The organism is Variovorax sp. WDL1 (assembly GCF_001541225.1).
Taxonomy (GTDB): Bacteria; Pseudomonadota; Gammaproteobacteria; order Burkholderiales; family Burkholderiaceae_C; genus Variovorax.
In genome coordinates this window covers 1-16548 of record NZ_LMTS01000139.1, presented here as the reverse complement: position 1 = coordinate 16548, position 16548 = coordinate 1, and the positions used below count along the sequence as shown (strand labels likewise).

General features: G+C 63.9%; 20 protein-coding genes and 1 pseudogene. 17 read left to right on the top strand and 4 right to left on the bottom strand.

Features of this window, described 5'->3' with window-relative positions; genetic code table 11:
- Nucleotides 1-99 precede the first annotated feature (99 nt).
- The 13 genes and pseudogenes from APY03_RS18950 to APY03_RS18900 all read left to right on the top strand — a co-directional run bounded on the left by APY03_RS18950 (nt 100) and on the right by APY03_RS18900 (nt 11129).
- Nucleotides 100-1920, top strand: a complete 1821-nt coding sequence (locus APY03_RS18950) for a hypothetical protein (protein ID WP_206605934.1) — start codon at nt 100-102, stop codon at nt 1918-1920.
- Nucleotides 1910-2401, top strand: a complete 492-nt coding sequence (locus APY03_RS18945) for a hypothetical protein (protein WP_068679013.1) — start codon at nt 1910-1912, stop codon at nt 2399-2401. The genes APY03_RS18950 and APY03_RS18945 overlap by 11 nt, the downstream gene beginning before the upstream one ends.
- Nucleotides 2402-2509: 108 nt before the next feature.
- Nucleotides 2510-4144, top strand: a complete 1635-nt coding sequence (locus APY03_RS18940; RefSeq protein ID WP_068679011.1) for a ParB/RepB/Spo0J family partition protein — start codon at nt 2510-2512, stop codon at nt 4142-4144.
- A 93-nt stretch (nt 4145-4237) separates the two neighbouring features.
- Complete coding sequence (locus APY03_RS18935) at nt 4238-4489, top strand: hypothetical protein (protein WP_068679009.1); 252 nt, start codon at nt 4238-4240, stop codon at nt 4487-4489.
- Complete coding sequence (locus APY03_RS18930; protein WP_068679007.1) at nt 4486-4743, top strand: hypothetical protein; 258 nt, start codon at nt 4486-4488, stop codon at nt 4741-4743. Before APY03_RS18935 ends, APY03_RS18930 begins: the two co-directional genes overlap by 4 nt.
- A 264-nt stretch (nt 4744-5007) precedes the next feature.
- Nucleotides 5008-5586, top strand: a complete 579-nt coding sequence (locus APY03_RS44090) for a hypothetical protein (protein ID WP_232081452.1) — start codon at nt 5008-5010, stop codon at nt 5584-5586.
- A gap of 7 nt (nt 5587-5593) precedes the next feature.
- A complete protein-coding gene (locus tag APY03_RS18920; protein WP_068679005.1) occupies nt 5594-6685 on the top strand; it encodes a relaxase/mobilization nuclease domain-containing protein in 1092 nt (363 codons plus the stop codon).
- Between the two features lie 276 nt (nt 6686-6961).
- Nucleotides 6962-7834, top strand: a complete 873-nt coding sequence (locus tag APY03_RS18915) for a tyrosine-type recombinase/integrase (RefSeq protein ID WP_068679003.1) — start codon at nt 6962-6964, stop codon at nt 7832-7834.
- A gap of 9 nt (nt 7835-7843) precedes the next feature.
- Nucleotides 7844-9038, top strand: a pseudogene (locus tag APY03_RS18910) (IS91 family transposase).
- Nucleotides 9039-9260: 222 nt separating this feature from the next.
- Nucleotides 9261-9638: a hypothetical protein gene (locus tag APY03_RS41625; RefSeq protein ID WP_157103427.1), complete on the top strand. Its 378-nt coding sequence runs from the start codon at nt 9261-9263 to the stop codon at nt 9636-9638.
- On the top strand, nt 9535-9990 hold the full coding sequence (locus APY03_RS45680; RefSeq protein ID WP_443082832.1) for a baseplate hub protein: 456 nt from the start codon (nt 9535-9537) through the stop codon (nt 9988-9990). Before APY03_RS41625 ends, APY03_RS45680 begins: the two co-directional genes overlap by 104 nt.
- A complete protein-coding gene (locus APY03_RS44085) occupies nt 9879-10136 on the top strand; it encodes a hypothetical protein (protein WP_232324335.1) in 258 nt (85 codons plus the stop codon). The genes APY03_RS45680 and APY03_RS44085 overlap by 112 nt, the downstream gene beginning before the upstream one ends.
- A 414-nt stretch (nt 10137-10550) precedes the next feature.
- Nucleotides 10551-11129 carry a hypothetical protein gene (locus APY03_RS18900; RefSeq protein WP_068678999.1) on the top strand — a complete coding sequence of 193 codons (579 nt, stop codon included), beginning with the start codon at nt 10551-10553 and terminating at the stop codon, nt 11127-11129.
- 15 nt (nt 11130-11144) lie between these two features.
- On the opposite strand, the gene APY03_RS18895 is transcribed toward APY03_RS18900, so the two are convergent.
- A complete protein-coding gene (locus APY03_RS18895; protein WP_068678997.1) occupies nt 11145-11519 on the bottom strand; it encodes an HNH endonuclease in 375 nt (124 codons plus the stop codon).
- 648 nt (nt 11520-12167) lie between these two features.
- Between APY03_RS18895 and APY03_RS18890 the strand changes: the two genes are divergently transcribed.
- Nucleotides 12168-13310 (top strand): SH3 domain-containing protein, encoded by a 1143-nt coding sequence (locus tag APY03_RS18890; RefSeq protein WP_146039713.1) that lies wholly within the window; start codon nt 12168-12170, stop codon nt 13308-13310.
- A 28-nt stretch (nt 13311-13338) separates the two neighbouring features.
- Here the strand turns inward: APY03_RS18890 and APY03_RS18885 are convergent, their stop codons facing one another.
- From APY03_RS18885 to APY03_RS40365, 3 genes are all read right to left on the bottom strand, one after another.
- Complete coding sequence (locus APY03_RS18885; protein ID WP_068678993.1) at nt 13339-13563, bottom strand: hypothetical protein; 225 nt, start codon at nt 13561-13563, stop codon at nt 13339-13341.
- Between the two features lie 5 nt (nt 13564-13568).
- Nucleotides 13569-13826, bottom strand: a complete 258-nt coding sequence (locus tag APY03_RS40370) for a hypothetical protein (protein ID WP_083944468.1) — start codon at nt 13824-13826, stop codon at nt 13569-13571.
- A gap of 77 nt (nt 13827-13903) precedes the next feature.
- Entirely contained in the window at nt 13904-14221 is a 318-nt protein-coding gene (locus APY03_RS40365; RefSeq protein WP_162487270.1) for a GIY-YIG nuclease family protein, read from the bottom strand.
- A 264-nt stretch (nt 14222-14485) separates the two neighbouring features.
- Between APY03_RS40365 and APY03_RS18875 the strand changes: the two genes are divergently transcribed.
- From APY03_RS18875 to APY03_RS18865, 3 genes are read left to right on the top strand one after another with little or no spacing between them, the layout of a single operon-like run.
- Complete coding sequence (locus APY03_RS18875; RefSeq protein ID WP_068678991.1) at nt 14486-14740, top strand: hypothetical protein; 255 nt, start codon at nt 14486-14488, stop codon at nt 14738-14740.
- On the top strand, nt 14718-15545 hold the full coding sequence (locus APY03_RS18870; RefSeq protein WP_146039712.1) for a hypothetical protein: 828 nt from the start codon (nt 14718-14720) through the stop codon (nt 15543-15545). Before APY03_RS18875 ends, APY03_RS18870 begins: the two co-directional genes overlap by 23 nt.
- Nucleotides 15545-16333 carry a hypothetical protein gene (locus tag APY03_RS18865; protein WP_232081451.1) on the top strand — a complete coding sequence of 263 codons (789 nt, stop codon included), beginning with the start codon at nt 15545-15547 and terminating at the stop codon, nt 16331-16333. Before APY03_RS18870 ends, APY03_RS18865 begins: the two co-directional genes overlap by 1 nt.
- Nucleotides 16334-16548 lie beyond the last annotated feature (215 nt).

The following is a 16548-nucleotide window of genomic DNA, read 5'->3' as shown; positions in this document are numbered from 1 at the left end:
CATGTTGGCCAAGCGGCTCCCGCCGCTGCCGATGCTGGAGTGAACATGCCCTCCGCGCGCGCTCGTCCTGCCCCGACGCCCATCGAGGATGAAACAAGGGTGTCAACGCGCTCCGTGCTGACGGATGTCGTCTGGCATCTGGATGGACTGCGGCCCGGTGCCAACCCCAGCGACTTCTCCCTGGACTGGAGCTTCCGGCTGCATGACGACAGCCGCTTCAGCGATCCGCAATGGCATGCCTGGTCGCGCGCGGCCAAGCGTTTCCTGTGGAGTCTCAAGGTGGATCCACCGCCGGGGCGCAAGCATGTGCATGACGGCACGCTCGTGTCCACCTTCCGCGTGCTGCGCCTGCTGGTGCGTTGGATGGCCGCACGGGGCATGCGCTGCTTCGCCGACCTGAGCCGCGACACAGCCCTGGAGTTCTTCGCCGACGTGGCTCGGCGTCCCGGGATGAAGGAAGGAAAGCCTCTGTCGGCAGCGACCCTGGGCACCTACCGCGGCGTGCTGCACCTGCTGTACCTGCAGGGCGGCCGCCTGCCCGACGTGGCGATCGACGAGCCGGTTCCCGTGCTGCTGCAGCGCCTGTCCAAGCATGATCGAGGATGGCTGCCCTATACCCCCGACGAGATCGCCGTGCCCCTGGTGTCGGCAGCGCTGCGCCTGATCGGCACGCCGGCCAGCGACGTCATTGCGCTGTGGCATCGGGCACAGGCGGCCTACGACGCGGCGCTGGCCGCGGGCGTGAGCCAGACCAAGGCGGGCTTCAGGGTCGTCGACGCCATCGCGAACTTCAGCTTCTCGACGCTGCCAGACGAGGCCCGGCCGTGGCAGGCCGCGCCCGTGACCAGCACCAAGCGGGTGCGCGCGCTGGTGGACCGCATCGCTGAAGCCTGCTTCATCGTGGTGGCCTACCTCGTCGGCGCACGGGTGTCCGAGATCCTGGGCCTGCAGGCCGGCTGCATCGAGCGGCATCCTTCGGCCGATGGCACGGAGCAGTTCGCCTACTTGGCAGGACGCATCTACAAGACGGCACGGGCCGAGAGTGGCCAGGCGCATCGCTGGCCGGCGCCGCCTGCCGTGGAGCGGGCCATCGCGGTGATGGAGCAACTGTCGGCGCCGCTGCGCCAGCGCACTGGGCGCACGGACCTCTGGCTGTCCCCGGACAGTACGGGCCTGGCAGGCCCTGCCGCGCGCATCCGCGTGCCGGGCGTGCAGACGATCATCGGCCGCCTGAACAAGGGGTTCGCCGTCTTCATCGACCTGCCGCAGTACCGGGGCGTTGCCTGGCACCTGAACACCCATCAGGGCCGCAAGACCTTCGCGCGCTTCGTGGGCAAGCGAGACCGAACGGGGTTGGATGCGTTGCGAGTGCACTTCGGACATGTGAGCCGGGTGATGACCGACCGAGGCTACGTTGGCACGGACTTCGTGCTCGATGAGCTGATTGATCGTCATGCGCGCGATGAGACACGCGCCGCGTTGGAGGAACTGCTCACGGCCGTGTCGCTTGGCGGCAAGGCCGGACGCATGATGGCGGCCCGCTCCGAGTTCAGGGGCCGCACACGCGAGGCGGGAGTGCAGGCGTACGTCGAATTCCTGATGGCGGAGACGGACCTCCGCCTGGGCGCATGCGACTGGGGGTACTGCGTGTACCGCAGCGAAACCTCGGCGTGTCTGGGAGGAGAAAGAGGGCCCAATCCGTTGCTGCGCACACAGAGTGCGTGCGCATCGTGTTCCAACTTCGCGGTCACGTCCAGGCATCGTCCGGTCTGGGAGGCCCGCCGGGCCCGCAACCTCGCCCTGATGCAGGACCATCGCCTCGATGCCGAGAGCCGGGCGTTGGCGCAGGCCCGCGTGAACGAATGCGAACGGATTCTGGCGCAGCTCGATGGCGACGAGGAAGCCGCGCATGGCTCGTGACCCCATCGGCACGGCAGGCCGCTCGTCGGCTCCTGGCCCTTACGAGAAGCGGTTGGCGCAGACGCACCGCAAGCTGTGCGAGGCGCTCGAACGGTTGATCCAGATTGGGTCCGATCCGGCGTTGCGCAGTGACCGCGACCGGTTCAGCGTGGCTCGCCTTGCGCGCGAGGCTGGTGTGGCCCGCAACGCGATCTACACCAACCATCGGGCGATCATCGATGCGTTGCGGCAGGCCGCGGCACAACAGCTGGTGCCCCAAAGGCTGGATACCTGGGAGGACAAGCTGGCCCAGCAGCGTGCGGTGATCGACATGCTGAGCAAGCAGCAACGTCTCCTTGCCACCGAGAACGCCGCGCTGCTCAAGCGGGCCATGGAGGCCGAGTCCACCGCGGCAAGGTACCAGAAGCTCAACGCTCGCTTGCTTCAGGAGCGGGATGCCGTGCGCAAGCCCGTAGCCTTGGTGCCGCGTGGCGCCAAGTGAGCGCTGCCGATCACCAAAAAGGACACATAGCACTGAGATCCCACGATGAAGATCCAGGTGCAGCAAACCTCGGCCTCAAAAAGGACACTCGCCAACATGACCTAAGCCATGCATCCGGCCGACCAGATGGAAGCCTTCAAGCAGTTGATTGACGAAGGCCTGACGGCCGCCCAGGTTGCGGGCCGGTTCGGCGTTTCGCCGCTGACGGTGGAACGCAGGCTCAAGCTGGCACGACTCGCGCCCCGCTTTCTGGACCTGTACCGCGCCGACGAGATTGAGCCCGAACAACTGCAGGCACTCGCGTTGATCGACGAGCAGGCGGCGCAGGAGGCCGTCTGGGACGGCCTGAGCGTCTACGACCGCAGCGCCTGGCGCATCCGCAACGCCGTGACGGCGGAGGCCTGCAGCGCGGACAGCCGGCTGGCGCGCTTCGTCGGGCTCGACGCCTACGAAGCCGAGGGCGGCACGGTGCGACGCGACCTGTTCGCTTCCCTGGATGACCTCGGCGGGATCTACCTGGACAACCCGCAACTGCTGCAGACGCTTGCCGTCGACAAGCTGCGCGGTGTTGCCGCGGGGATCAAGGAGGAGGGCTGGTCATGGGTGGAATGCTCGCTCGACGTCGACACGACCCCGTGGCGCGGCTATGGCCGTGCGGACAGGGAACGGCGCGAACCGACTGTCGAAGAAGCCGCGCTGATCGAGCAACTCACCGCCGACCAACGCGCCCACGCGCAAGCCTACGATCGGCATCAGGATGAGGGCGACCCCGACGCCGAGGATTTCGAGCTGGTCGAACAGCAATTGTGCGAAGCGCTCGACACGGCCGAACAAAAGCTCGAAGCCGCCAGCGAGCGACTCTGGCAATGGTCAGCCGAACGGCTCGCGATCGCGGGGGCACTGATCCGGCTCGACAGCCGTGGCGATGTCGTGATCGACCGTGGCCTCCTTCGTCCGAGCGACCGCAAGGCGGCGGCCGCCGGGGCAGGCGCAGGGGCAGGCGCAGGGGCAGGCGCAGAGGAGGGCGGGGAGGATGAATCGGCACCTCGCGACCTGCCTTCGACCTCACGTCCGGAGTTCAGCGAGAAGCTCATGCGCGATCTCACTTCGCATCGGACGGCGGCGATCCAGGCCGCGCTGGTGCAGAACCCCCACATCGCGCTGGTGACGCTGGTGCACCGGATGGCAGAGACAGTGTTCGGACTCTACGGGTCAGGCGACGACATCGTGAAGGTGTCCGTTCGCGTGACGGGCGACAGCACCTTGGCGCAGGAGGCGAGCGAGTATTCGGAGAGTCCTGCGGCGACGGTGCTTGGCGGCGCAGAGACGGAGTGGGGTGACCGCCTGCCGGGAAGCCCTGATGCATTGTTCCGATGGTTGTTGGCCCAACCCCAAGAGACGCTGCTCGAACTGCTTGCGTACTGCACGGCGCGTAGCGTCAATGCCGTCGCCGGCCGCCCGCGCTCCTACAACCACAGCGATGCTCTCGCCGAAGCCTTGGGCGTGGACATGGCCGACTGGTGGGTGCCGACTGTCGCGAACTACCTCGGCCGCGTGAGCAAGGCCAAGGCACTGGAGGCCGTGAAGGAAGCCACCGGCAGCGATGCCACCCGGGCCGTGGCCGGGATGAAGAAGCCCGATGCGGTGGCGCACTGCGCCAGCAAGCTGGAAGGCGCGCGCTGGCTGCCTGCGCCGCTGCGTTCCCTGGGCGCGCAGCCGCGCACACCCGAAGACGACGCCTAGCGAGGACGGCGCGCCGCCGGCGCTTCGCGCGGCGCGCTGCCTCTCTTTCTCTCTTATCAGCCCATCCCATCGACGATTTCCATGGAGGCTCACATGAACGCACGAATCACGGTCCTGGCCACCGCCTGCGGTATCGCAGCGCTGTTGGCCATCCTTGGCCTCGCCGCTTGGCCCACAGCGCCCGAGCGTGCCCGCGCCCCGATCCACGGCGCCTTTGCTACTCGGTTCCAGCCCGTCCTGGAGGGCATTGGCAGCACGCGCGACCTGACGCCGGTACCGCTGGGAAAAACCGATGAGGCACAGTCCTCCATCCGGCGGCAACACCGCCAGGATCGATCGCCATGAACCGCACAGCCGGCGGCGCTAACGCCGCGTCATCCGCCGATCGGGCCGGGCCGCTGTCCCGGTTCGAGGGCCGGTGCCTGTACCGCCGCACCTGCGAGTGCGACGAGGTGCTGCAACTGGCCGTGCTCGGCGTGGAGCACACGCAGGAGCGCCATGGCGACGATCCGACGCTCAGCCTGATCGCCGAGTTCCTGCGCGATGCGGAGTACGCCGTGCAGCAGGCGCGGCGGCTGGCGCAACGATGGCAAGACTGAAAGTGTCGGCATGCCGACACCCTGTCCGATATGAGGCCTCGAGGGCAGGGCCATGAAGTCGTTGGAGACCTGTCATCGGTGATGGCGGACCTCTGTCTCTTCGAGCCAGCCCGGCGCGAGCTCGGCGATCAGAAAAGCGCGTCAAGCTTGAACTGTCGGTGCTGTGCGGATGGAGGGTGTCGGCATGCCGACACCCAAGGCCTTGTGCGGTGTTGAGGGCAGGATAGACTGCCGTCAGACATTGTTAACAGCCATGATGTTTCGATGACCAAGACCTCTCGATCGAGCGTGATTGGGATCAGGGTGTCGTCCGACTTGAGGGCGCGATTCGCCGCCCTGGCCGCGCGCCATCAGCTCAGCGAGTCGGGTCTGCTCGCCAAGCTGGTCGACGAAGTGCTGAAGGCCAATGGCCCGGTGGCGCGCGAATCGGGCGAGCAACGGGCCGGGCGAGTTTCGTCCGCTGATGGTGCCGCAGAGGATCGCATCACGCTGCGGCTTCGCAAGGGCGATCGAACGTTGGCGACAGAGCGGGCCTGTGCCCGTGGGATGAAGACCGGCAGCTACCTGGCCCTACTGATCCACAACCATGTTCGTGGTTCGGCGGTGCTCCCGCCGAACGAGCTGGACCTGATCAAGGCGACCGGCGCGCAACTGGCTGCGCTCGGGCGGCAGCTTCGAATGCTCGGCATGCCGAATACCTTGGCGGAGCCGGCGGCGTCGGAACTGCACGACGCGATCGCGCTGGCCCGGCGGGAGATCGAGGCGGCTCGCGAAACTACGGCTGCCATCGTGCGTCGGAACCTGCTCAGTTGGGAGACCGGCAGTGAGATTGACCATGCCTAAGCAGACCATGAGGTTGGGACGAAGCAGAGGCGGGCCGGCCGGCGGAGCGCGCGACATGGCGCTTGACATCGTGAGCTACGGCCGGCGTGGACCGAGCGGCACGCTTCGCTTCGGCGCCGACCAGATCGCGCAGATTCAGCGGACCGTGGGTCGCACGCCCGAGGTGATGGTGAAGGTCTCCGGCGGCGGGCGGGACACCGGTAGCGTCGATGCGCACCTGCGCTACATCGGCCGGCACGGCAAGCTGCCGATGGAGACCGACGAGGGGCTGACGCTGCAGGGCCGGGGCGCCGCCAAGGAAATCATGGCCGACTGGCAGCTGGACCTTTGCAGAAGCCAGTACAAGCCCAAGCCGGCCGAGGGCCAGAAGGACACCCGTGCGAAGCTAGTCCACAACATCGTGCTGTCGATGCCGGCGGGCACGCCGGCGACGAAGGTGCTGGCTGCGGCGCGCGTGTTCGCGCGCGAGAACTTCGCGCTGCAGTACCGCTACGCCATGGTGCTGCACACGGACCAGCCGCACCCACACGTGCACCTCGTGGTCAAGTGCGAGCACGAGTTCGAGCCTTCCAAGCGCCTCTACGTCCGCAAGGACACGCTGCGGCAGTGGCGCGAACAGTTCGCGGCCCTCATGCGCGAACAGGGCGTGGCGGCCAATGCGACGCCACGTCAGGTGCGGGGGCAGATTCGGCGGCCGCATCGCGATGCGATCCATCATCGGCTGCGGGCGCTTCGGGCGTTCGGGCAGTTGCAGAGCAGCGAACGGGCCAGGCGTCGGCCGCCGAAGACCTCGACCTTCATGCGCGCCAAACTAAACCGCGTGCTGCAGGTTCTCCGGTCGGGTGGGCGTACCCTGGACGCTGGCGAGGCGGCGATGCAGGGCACCCGGCAAGAGGTGGTGATGGACTGGCGAACAACGGCGGAGGCGCTTCAAAAACAGGGCGAAGGTGATCTGGCCGCACAGGTCGAGCGCTTCCTCGCGTGCATGCCGGTCGTACAGACTGATGCGCAACGAATGGCTGACCGCTGGAGAGAGCAGGCCAAAAGCCGGGCGCTGGATCGCACCACCAAGGAGCCGTCAAGGCAGCAGACGCGGTGAGGCGCAGCGCGGCGGTGGCCGGCAGGCCCTACTTGTGCTGCCCGGGCGAGGGAACGTATGCGGCGACAGCCCGAGCCTTCTCCATGCGGGAAGAACTATAAGTGACGGTGCGGTTTCCAGCCGTGACCGTTTTCGGGGTGAAGGTCTCCTAAAGACTCATGGACTAAACCGCTCGCGCGGTAGCCCGCCGCACAGTCTGTGATCTAACAAATATCGCGCCCCTGTCTATGTTGGGAACCGAGGCAATCGGCCTCGTTCTTCGACAGGAGCACGATCATGATCCCTTCGACACCGGTGGTTTCGCCACTGCGCCAGCGCTTGCTCGACGACATGCGCATGCGCAAGCTCGGCCCCCAGACGCAATCTGCGTACGTTCGAGCCGTGCGTTACCTCGCGAGCTTCCTTCAGCGCTCCCCCGACACGGCCACCGCGGAGGATCTGCGACGCTTCCAACTGCACCTGGTCGACCGGGGCGTCTCGCCGATCACGCTCAACGCCACCATCACCGGCCTGAAGTTCTTCTTCGACGTCACGCTCCATCGCGGCGAACTGGTCGAGAGGATGAGCTACGTACATGTGCCGCAGAAGCTGCCGGTGGTGCTCAGCCGCGACGAGGCCGCACGCCTGATCGCGGCGGCCTCCAACCTCAAGTACCACACGGCACTGTCCATCGCCTACGGCACCGGTCTGCGGGTCAGCGAGATCGTTGCGCTGAAGGTCGGCGACATCGACAGCCAGCGCATGACCCTGCGCGTCGAGCAGGGCAAGGGTCGCAAGGATCGCTACGCGATGCTCTCGCCTGTTCTGCTGGAGCGGCTGCGGGCCTGGTGGCGATATGCCAATGCGATGGGCAAGATGCTGCCCAACGGTTGGCTGTTCCCCGGGCAGAACCCGGTCGATCCCTTGACCGCGCGCCAGCTCAACCGGGCAGTCCATGACGCCGCCGCAACGGCCAAGATCGACAAGCGCGTCACCATGCATACGCTGCGCCACAGCTTCGCCACGCACCTGCTGGAGCAGAAGGTGGACATCCGTGTGATCCAGGTGATGCTCGGCCACAAGAAGCTGGAGACCACGACGGTCTACACGCACGTGGCCACCGAAGTCCTGCGCGAGGTCGTCAGTCCGCTGGAGAAGCTGTCTGCGTAGGTCGTCTCCATGGCGCACCGCGCCCTGGAAGTCGCCGACATCTTCCGCACCCACGGCCCCGATTGGCGCAAGGCGCAGCGTGGTCACCTGAGCCTGGGCCAACTCAAGGTCATGTCGGCCATCGAGCAGTGCCGCAGCGCGGCGCTGGGAGGCCACGTGTTGCATTGCGAAGGCTGCGGGCAGGATCAGATCGCCTACAACTCGTGCCGCAACCGGCATTGCCCGAAGTGCCAAGCCAGTGCGGCGCAGCGCTGGCTCCAGGCGCGCCAGGCCGATCTGCTGCCCGTGGACTACTACCACGTCGTCTTCACCTTGCCGGCGCCGATCAGCGCCATCGCCTACTGCAACAAGGCCGAGATCTACGCCTTGCTGTTCGACACGGCCGCCCAGACCTTGTTGACCATCGCAGCCGATCCCAAGCACCTTGGCGAGCATCGGTGCGACCCTGGTGCTGCACACGTGGGGATCGGCACTGACGCACCACCCGCATGTGCACGGTATCGTGCCGGGCGGAGGTCTGTCGCCGGATGGCGGGCGCTGGGTCGCCTGCAAGCCCGGCTTCTTCCTGTCCGTGCGGGTGCTGTCTCGCCTGTTCAGAAGGCGCTTCCTCGAAGCGCTCGGACAGCTGCATCGCGCGGGCCGCCTGCGGTTCTTCGGCGAGTTCGCCGCGCTGGCCGACGCGAATGCCTTTGCGGCCTGGCTCGCGCCGCTGCGCAAGTGCGAATGGGTCGTCTACGCCAAACGACCGTTCGCCGGACCCGAAGCGGTGCTGGCCTACTTGTCCCGCTACACGCACCGCGTCGCCATCTCCAACAGCCGGCTTGTTGCCATGGACGAACAAGGCGTCACCTTCCGTTGGAAGGACTATCGGGCCAAGGGGCGCACTCGGCGCAAGACGATGACGCTCGATGCCGATGAGTTCATGCGCCGCTTCCTGCTGCATGTTCTGCCGGGCGGCTTCCACCGCATCCGACACTACGGGCTTCTGGCCAACGGCAACCGCACGGCCAACCTGGCGCGCATCCGCGAACTGCTGGGGCAAGAGGCTGACGCGGTCACGCAGATCGCGAGCCTGGATGCCGAGCCTTGCCATCCTCCACCGACCTTCGTCTGCATGCACTGCGGCGCTGCGATGATCGTCTTGCTGACGTTGGCTCGCGGGCAGCCGATCCGTGCGCCGCCACCACAGGTCCGGGCACCATGACGACGCAGCTGCTCAGCCAACCTTCGACCCTTCTTGCAACCGTTGCAGAAGTTCGACCCCTGCGAGCTACACGTCTGCGCTAGAGCTGATAGCAGTCATCCGCTACCGGACCGGCTCAGACAAGCGTACCGGGGTTTAGACGTTATCCCTTCGAACCTATGAACTGTGGCACGGCTGGGCCTCTCCGCGCGTCTTGCCAAAAACCCCCCGGAAAGGCCCGCGATGAACGACCAAGAGGACATCACATTCCGTGCAGTGTTGGAGGGGCCGCGGTTGCTGGTCTTTGAGAATTATCTGGAGCGCGATGACGGGAAGGGCGCGCACGCCCAGCGGCTTTTGGCTGTCGAAGACCCCAACGGCCAAACAAGCCAAGTCTTCGCAGGGCGGCACCTGTACGAATGCGTGTTGGCCGCGCAGCAATGCCTGACGGTTGATTCGGTTCGGTTCGCTTCGTGGAGGAGGGGCGTGCCGCTTAAAAATGCGCCGACTGAAGGTGATGCTCGATATGCCGAGCGGCCCAGTGGTGCTGGACGAATCGCTGGAGCTTCACATTGCTGTCAAGAAGGATTGCCTGAGCATGCGATCCACTGCGGACATTGATGTCGTCAACCTAACAACGGGTCTCCGTGTCCAGCTGCCGACGCACCGGCTCCAGAGATCGTGGCGGTCATCGCCAGTAGCTAACGTGGGCGAGGTGGACGATGCAATCGCCCGCATTGAAGCGCTGCCAGCCGGGCTCCTCGCCAAGGATGCTGGCAATCTGGCACTGATCGTCTTCCTTCGCGCTTATGTATCCGGCGCGTATTGGGCGGAGCTTCAGAAGTCCAAACCTGCGGCGGATTGCGTTCCCATGCTCCGGATCATTCAGGCGGCAGGTGGAAAGCCGGTTTTGCGAAGGCCCAAGAGGTCATCCGGGCGGAGCTTCCCCTTGTCGAACGCGAGCTTCAGCTAATCGCCGCCAACACCATCGACTTGACCGAGCATGCCGGTTGGGCTGGGGATCAGGCTTACCTGCGCGGCAGGCTCTATGGCGAGGCGTGCAAGTCAGACCATTTAGATGAGCCGCTCATTCGCCGCGTGATCGAGTTCTTTGGGTGAAAGAATGCAGCATCAGCAGACCGACCCCAGGCAGAAGAGAGACGCTGTGACTGTTCAGATAGACGGGGCGCCAGCGCGCGTGTACACGTCGGTCTACGGGGCTGGGGAGGATCAACGCCTGATTGGTCGCGGCGAGCGCGCCCATACGGATGTACCAGCCCGCCGCCTGCGCGTGTCCTGCTGTGTGCGCCCCATTGAGGTGGTATCCCTACGTCATCGCATTGACGTTTTGCCCTTGGCCCTATGACCTCTGGAAGCATTGGGGCTTCGTAGTGCGCGGCGCTGAATCCCCTTCCCAAAATCCCGCGCGACACAGCCCTGAAGCAAGCCGCGCAATACGTTGCGGGTTGGCAACGTCCAACGGCTGCCTAGTGGTCAACAATCGGGCAGGAGTTGGACGAAGGAGAAGGAAACGTGAGCGACTGGGATTTTCTGTACGAGATGAATGACCGTGGCTACAGCCCACAGGAAATCGCCGATGCCGCTGGCTCCGGCGCAGCGCCTTGGGAGTGGGAGCGCATAGACCGCGAGTGGGTCGAAGAGCAGCTTGAAGACGAACCACACGAGGATGCCTCCTCTGTTGAGCCCACCCGGAGCAGAGAAGGCTTTCCGTTCAGCATCCTTGAACAGACAGAAATCTTCGAAGATTTGGTTGACTGCGCGGCACGGCACTTCGAGAACACCGGCAGATACCTACAGGTCTGGGGCGAACTTGGAGAAATCTACGCAGAGATCAAGTTTGGACTTCGCCGCCATGCGACCCACGCGCCGGGCTCTGACGGCACGATCGATGGCAAGCTTGTTGAGGTAAAATCCATCTCGCCTGAGAAGGCCAGCGACCGCGTACTGGTCAAGCGCCAAGGAAACTTTGAGCAGTTACTGATCGTCAGCATTGATCAGGACTTCCAGTTTCAAGGCAAGCTCATCGACCGCAGCGAGCTAGGGGGCGGCGCGGGCAAGTTCCTCCATGGGCGACTCGCGAGCAAGCCCTAACGGGCTTCGATTCTTTCATGTCGAGTGCCAGTGGTGCACCTTGCTGGCGATGCGCTGCACCCAATGCGCGAAGGCCTCCAACGTCATGGTGTTCTTCGCAGTGTTGCAGGTGCGGCAGCAGGTGACGAGGTTGCCGGGTGCGTAGCCTTGGTCGATCTGCAACCGGTCGATGCCGTTCCACAGGAAGGGGCCCAGCGAAGTCTTCTTGAGCGTGGCCGGTGGTGCGCCGCAGTAGTGGCAGTCGCCCACGATAAGCGCGGCCAACTGCTCACGCGTCGGGTCCCAAGTGTGGCCGCGCTGGCGCGCGCCGCGCCTGTATGCGATGAAGATGTAGGTGATGGCGCTTTCAGCGCTGCCTCTCGGTGGGTGCGTGATCCACGCTTCGCGCACCCACAGCTGGAGGTATTGCCGCTCATGAGGTTGTCCTCACGCGCGGTTTTGGTCGTGCCGCACTCGCATTGCACGTGATAGTGCCAGATACCCTGCCGGTCTCGCTTGTAGGCGCCAGTCACAGTGAGGCGGCCGTGGGTGCTGCCGACGGCGAGGGCTGGAGGTTCGGCCTGCGACCTGCGTGCATCTCCTCCTGAAGACAACCGCAACTCCGGGTGACGCCTTTTCTGAGGTAGGACGCTCGCACGCTGGCGGCGGTGTTGCCGCAGTCGCACACGCAGCTGTAGCGATGGCGAGGCCCGCCCTCCACCAGCGCATCAACGATGAGGCGTCCGAAGCGCGAGCCAGGGGAGATGGGCGTGTGTGTGCGCGCCACCTTAATGAGCGGCAGTAGAAACGGCGACGGCAAGCTTCATCGGATTTCCCTCGCTTTTGCTGTGCAGCGGATTCTGCAAGGCGTTGCGCCAGCGTCAGACGTTAGTCCCTCGAACCTATGACTTGCGGCGGCAATGGGCTGTGCAGTGCGCAGCGCCTAACTCCCCTCCGAAAATCCCGTGCCGAATCGGGCTTGTCGATGTGGGGCGGGCTTGGGGGGCCAACCCTGACGCTCGGCCATGAGTACCATTGCGGACCGAGGAGAAGGACCGCATGGACACACGCGAGCAGATGCGCAGGGCGCTTGAGGAAATTGAAAAGCCAACCAAGGCATTGATGGAGTCGTTCCGGAACGTTTTGCCAGCGGGCTTTGCTCAAGGCAAGATGATTTCAGAGATGGCGGCTATTGGCCAGAGGGAGATGGCGTTGGCAAACTCCATCGCTCGACATACTGCCGAAATGGAAAAGCTGGCGCGCCCCTTTGCGCTGGACAAAGTCGCGGAAATGGAAAGGTTGACTCGGTCGTTGGCTTGGGACAAGCACGCCGAAATGGAGGAGCTGACGCGGACCTTGCAAATTGATGCAGCGGCGATAGACCGACTGACGCGGCCATTCGGGTTGAACAAGGCCGAATTTGCAAGCCTGACGAACCCCTTCAGTTCGCAGGTCGACGAGATCAAGAAACTCCAAGACAGCATCTTCGGCTTCGACAAGGCTAGCAAGATCGGGGACATCGAAGAGATGCTTGGCGGAAGCCGGAAGCGCGCGGAAGAAATGTTCCGGTCGTTTACCACTTCGACCATTGCGGACGCGCTCAACAAATTCGAGTGGAAAGATCTCAGCGCCACCATCGCTTCTGCAGCGGAAGCGACGAATCAAACAGATATTCAAGCCGCCGTCAAGCTGGCGCTCGCGGAATCACAGTCTGAAAAATCGGACACGTCGTCAGCTCTCGGTGGCTTCCTTCAGGCCTTTATGATGGCGTCGGGCGCCGAAGGCTTCGGCAAGCTGGTCGTCTGGTATTTTGTCTTCGAACTGGTGAAGACGATCTTGATATCAGCGTCGGTATCCACGACCGACTACTACGTCAAGGACTACTTGTCGAAGGCAGCCCAAGCGGAAGACCGCCGCGCGCTGGCCAAGGAGGTCGCCAAAGAAATCGGGAAGCTCGGCTTGGCTCGGGAATACGTGTCCGTCCGGCGATACGCAATCAAGCCCCAAGAAGTTCACATGAATCCGCGAGCGAACTCACCGGTCATTGGGAGTGTGCGCGGCGGGGAGTTGGTTGAGGTCATTCGGGTTGACCGAGATTGGACCCACATCGTGTTCCGGGACTCCAAGGGTAAGGAGTTTGTGGGATGGGCATACACGCGCTATCTCAAGGCGCTGCCCAGCAGGGGAGCGGCGGAAGAATAGCCGCGCGCGCAGAGCGAGGATTGGCGTTCTAACTGCGCGCTGCCGCCGCGCGCACAACTATGAAAAGCAGCAGCATCGCCAGGGCGGACAGCACCTTCCAAACGGGCGACGAGTACTGGCGGCGGCGCGGTGGGGGTCCGTCGTAGGGGCCATCGGTGTTGTCGGGCAGGCAGAACGAGCCGCCACGCTCAACTGTCTCGGCATCCTTGCCCGTTCGCCGCTTCCACCACGCATCCTGTTGTTCTGGCGTCATCCTTCTCACTCTTCGTCGCCGTGAAATTCTTCGTACAGGTCCGCCAGCAGGCGGCCTCCAAAGGTCCAATGCCTTTTCGATTCCACGCCTCTGTCGCCCAATTCAGGCATCAGTCTTCGTGAGACGCGCTGCAATGAGGATTCGGCACCTTGGTAGTTCACCGTATGCGGCCCAGCAATGGTCGCCGTTGTGATGCCGTCTTTGAACGTGATCACGTCGCCCACCTTCAAGCCAATTTCCAGATAGTTGATCTTTGGCCGCATCTTTCGCTTGTCCCTGACCGCCGACGCTAGCGCTTCAGGATCGGTCTGCGCTTCGGCTTCGGCTTCAACCTCCGCAGTTACTTCGACGCCTTGGTGAAGCAGCGCCGAACGGCCAGGACTTGGGTGGGCGAGGTGCGGAAAAACTCGCGCGACGGGTTAATGCGGTCCGGTCCAAGTGCGACGTGCAGCGCCTGTTCCACTTTTCGCGCGTCCGGAACGTTGCAGGCATAAACGCATTCGAACGGAAGTGGGACGGAGGAATTGCCGCTCAGCGTTGCGATACGCTGGGCTACGTCCGAAGCCCGCGTCATCCCAATCTTCACGATGCCTGGCATGGCCGGATTCGTAAGCACATAAACGGTCTCAAGTTCCGTCCGCGCGTTCGTTTCGTCCATTCTTGTTCTTTCGGGGGTTATCCAAGGCATTGTCGCCGCGCGGTGACCGTCCGGAATGAGGGCGCGACGAGGCCTGTTGATGGGGCTGGGCAGGATAAACGCCTGCTTGGTCGCCCGCCCGTGTTCCATACCGATGTACAGGCCCGCAGCCTGCGCATGTCCTGCTGGGCGTCGGCCACCTCCCCAATCGGAGGGAGGACAGCCCAGGCGGGCTGCTACATGACGTTACGATTGCTGCCTGATAACGATTGGGCAGCAACAAAAATGAACTATGAGGTCGATTTCTTGCCCGTGGGGGAGGGTTCCGGCGACGCAATCGTGATCCGCTACGGCGACGACACCAACGGCTACCTCCTCCACGTGGTCGATGGGGGCCGCACCGAAACGGCCAACACCATCATCCGCCACATCAACCGGTACTACCCCGGGTACTTCGTCAACCACATGGTGCTCTCGCACGCCGACAACGGATCATGCGACCGGGCTCATTGGCGTGATGGAGCATTTCCGCGTCGATAACCTGTGGATGAACAGGCCGTGGCTGTACGCGGACCAGATTCTTCACCACTTCCACGGCAACTTCACGTTGCAGGGCCTGATCGACGATATCAAGGAGCGGCATCCGTATCTGGTGGAGCTTGAGCGGCTTGCGATCCGGAAGGGCACCGTGATCCATGAAGTGTTCCAAGGCGCGCAGATTGGCGCGTTTAGTGTCCTGGCACCCACGAGAAACCGATACATCACTTCGCTCCCGGATTTTGAGAAGACGCCAGACAGGCACACGGAGGCGGCTGGACTGCGAAACTTTCCGCTGTTCCGGGCTATTGCGGCTGGTGCAAAGAGGCTGCTGGAAAACTGGGACATCGAAACGCTTGCTGAAAACACCGAAACATCGGCATCCAATGAAAGCTGCGTGGTGCAGTACGCCGTACTTGGAAGCAAGCCTGTGCTGCTTACTGCTGACGTTGGCCCCATTGGGCTGACGGAAGCGGCCAACTACGCCGCTCAACTTGGGTTGAACAGGCCCCGGCTCGTGCAGGTGCCACACCATGGCAGCAGGCACAACGTGACCCCATCGGTCTTGAACAGGTGGCTGGGCGACAAGCAACCCCAGGGTGCTGCGGCGGTCGGTACGGCGTTCTGTTCGGTCGGGTCAAACGCGCACGACTACCCGCGCGCACAGGTAACGAATGCGTTCATGCGGCGCGGCTTCAAAGTCTACTCCACCCGCACGATATGGATTTCGCACGCTGCCGGTGGCGGTCACCCCGGAGGGGTTCCTATCGTTGCGGAAGAATTCGCTCACGAGGTGGAGGGCCTGTGATGGAAGTGCTCAAGTTTTTCGACGCCTACTCCATTCGGGCGCGGATGTTCCCCGCAATCATCGCGGCGGCGCCAGCCCTCGCCGCGCTGACGCTCCTGATCTCGTGGAAGACGTTCGGACTGTCGAACGCGATCACAACGCTGGGCATACCTGTGCTTTTGTGGGCAATTGCTGACTTTTCACGTGCTCGTGGCCGGGCGATTGAGGGCAAGCTCCATGCCGAACGGGGTGGCCTGCCGTCAATCACCATGTTCCGCAGGAACGACTCAACAATCGATGCCGGTTCAAAGGATCGATACCGGGCCTTTCTGGCTGGCGAGTTGGGCGCGGCGGTGCCCAGTCAGGCAGAGGAAAGCGCAGATCAAGCCGCCGCAGACGCCTTCTATATCCAGTGCGGAAACTGGCTTCGTCAACACACCCGCGACACGAAGAAGTTTCCGATCCTGTTCGGCGAGAACATCACGTATGGCTTTCGCCGAAACCTGCTGGGCGTGAAGGCGATGGCGTTGGTGCTGAACCTGCTTGTTGTGGCGATTTGCGCGGTCATCGTTTGGCAGACTTCATGGAATTTCGGGACACCACTGGGCAACAAGACAACCGTGGTTCTGGTCGTGGCGGCGGCGCACGCCGTTTACATGCTCCTGGCGGTGAATCCCAATGCCGTCTGGGACGCTTCGCGGGCGTATGGCCGCGAGCTCATCCTGTGCTGCGAGTCCTTCCTGACGAAGAGTCCGGCGCGAAAGACCGCCGCCCGCAAGAGCGCTGCGAAGGCTGCGCCGCCCGCATAGCGCGCAGAAGCTGGCGCGGCTGCGGCCTGTAGGCGTGTCCTTTCGGCAGGCGTACATCCGGCGAGGGGCTTCGCGAGGGGAACAGCCAAAACCGGCCTCCAGTACAGACGGGCCTATATATCTTGATCGAGGACAGCTGTTGCGCTTGGCGCAACGAATGGCCGAGGAGCCCCAAGGTGGCCAGCGACAATTATCTTGAGTGGTCGACGACAACT